A 1,758-nucleotide genomic window follows, 5' to 3' on the forward strand; every position below is an offset into this window, starting at 1 on the left:
TGAACGTGGATGAACTGGTGAGGCACCGCCAGTCCCTGCGGGAAGCGGCTCCTGCCGACGTCACCGCGCAGCCACTCTGGGCCGACTACGTGGCGTACCTGGAGACGCGGGCCGCTGAAATCAAGAAGGGGACTGCGGAGAAGGGGCCGCTGAAGTGGGCGGGCTACCAACTTGTTCGCGACAGGTATGCCCGGGGCCTGGCCTTCGAGAGAAGGATGATCGCCCTGCTGGAGGCGGACGCGGCCCTGCCGCGGGCGAAGCGGCGGTGGCTCAAGGACTTCGACCAGCCGCGCATCGAGACGCACGTGGGCGTGGCGAAGGCAGACCTGCGCTTCGCGGACGTGCTCGTCATCGAAGAAGCGCCCGCTGCGGGCCCGAGTCCCCGCGTAGAGACTTTCAGCTTCAAGAGCCGGGACCTCCGCTTCTTGGAACAGAGAGAGCTGGCTACACAGATGGTGGCGGACGCAACTGCGGCCCTACGGTATTACGGTGAGACGGTGAGCATCCGTCGACCTGGGCTCCGACTCGTGGTGAAAGTTCAAAGGGTCCGCCTCGTTTATGAAGGTAATCAGCTCAAGCCCAAGAAGCTGGGAACGTTGGAGGCAGCCTTGGACGCTGTCCTGGAGGAAGTCGACGGGGTGGAGGTGGTGGTCCAATGAGCATTCCTGAGTTTCGTGGAGTGAATATGGACGACAACCTTCTACTCTCGTTCGAAGGTGCTCTCGCGCATCATGCTGACTTCGAGCGCGAGTTGGAGCCCTTCCTGCAGGCGCTTGAATTGGGTGCCGACAAGTGGATGCCGGACATCGTCAAAGGGAAGCGGCGACAGAGCTACTCTCGTGCTGCCATCTGGAAAGTACTGAGAGAGGAACGCGGCGAAAGGAGCACCTCCGTTGGGCTCTACCGCAAGAAGTGGCCCGTGTTGGATATGTCGCTCCGGCTCAGGTTTCCGCCTCTTCCTTCAAGCCTCCAAGTTTGGCTCGACGTTCAACCCCTCGCCCTCTTTGCAGAGGACGAATCCTGCCGGAGTTTCATGGAAATGGTCCGGGCATGGGCCATCCACTACCCGGCACCGTATGCTTCGGCTCACAGCATGGCTGACCGCGAGTTGGCGGGCTTCCCTCATTTCGGCCGCGAAGCTGAGGTGTCTCGGAAGGATGGCTTCGACAAGTTCTACGAGGTGTTCTGGCTCAATGTCTTCGGCCCCAAGCTCGTAGAGAGCGTAGGTCGCGAACGGGTGCTCTCGACGCCTGCGCACCTCGTGGAGGAGCTCCCCAACGGCTCCGTCCTCCTGGTGCTGCGGCCTACCGCCGCCGACTTCGCCAGCGACGAAGCACGTGTGGCCCAGGCCCGCGCCCATGTCCACCTTCGGCCCGACCTCGACTTCGACACGGTGCTGCGCACGCTGAGGGAGCGCAGCGCCGCACTCGTCCCCGTCGAGCCGCGCTTCCACCCGGACCTGGCACCGCTGCTCTCGCGCCTGCCGGACGCGTTCGCCATCAGCGAGCGGCAACGGAAGATCGCCGAGCTCAACGCCTTCCGGCCGCCGGTGCCGGAGGAGTGGCTCCCAGTCGCCCTTCCCTCGGACGTGGGGAATCCGGAGCGCGTCCTCGAGTCCTACGGAGACCTGTCCGAAGGACTCGTGGCCGCGCTGCACACGAAGGTGCCGTCCATCATGGCCGCAACGCCCGAGTCCCTCACGGACCTGGACTTCCACTTCTGGCGGGAGAACTTTCCGGAGCGCTACAAGCGGGACCT

Annotated in this window: 1 protein-coding gene and 1 pseudogene; both read left to right on the top strand. The window is 64.1% G+C overall.

Translation table 11 applies throughout. The features are described from left to right. A pseudogene (locus D7Y04_RS42385) lies at positions 1-659 on the top strand (hypothetical protein); the annotation flags it as partial. Then, the coding region (locus D7Y04_RS42390; protein WP_199749819.1) for a hypothetical protein at positions 656-1,758 on the top strand (1,103 nt) is incomplete at its 3' end. The pseudogene D7Y04_RS42385 and the gene D7Y04_RS42390, both read left to right, overlap by 4 nt.

Origin of the sequence: Corallococcus sp. AB038B (assembly GCF_003668955.1) — a bacterium.
Taxonomy (GTDB): domain Bacteria; phylum Myxococcota; class Myxococcia; order Myxococcales; family Myxococcaceae; genus Corallococcus; species Corallococcus exiguus.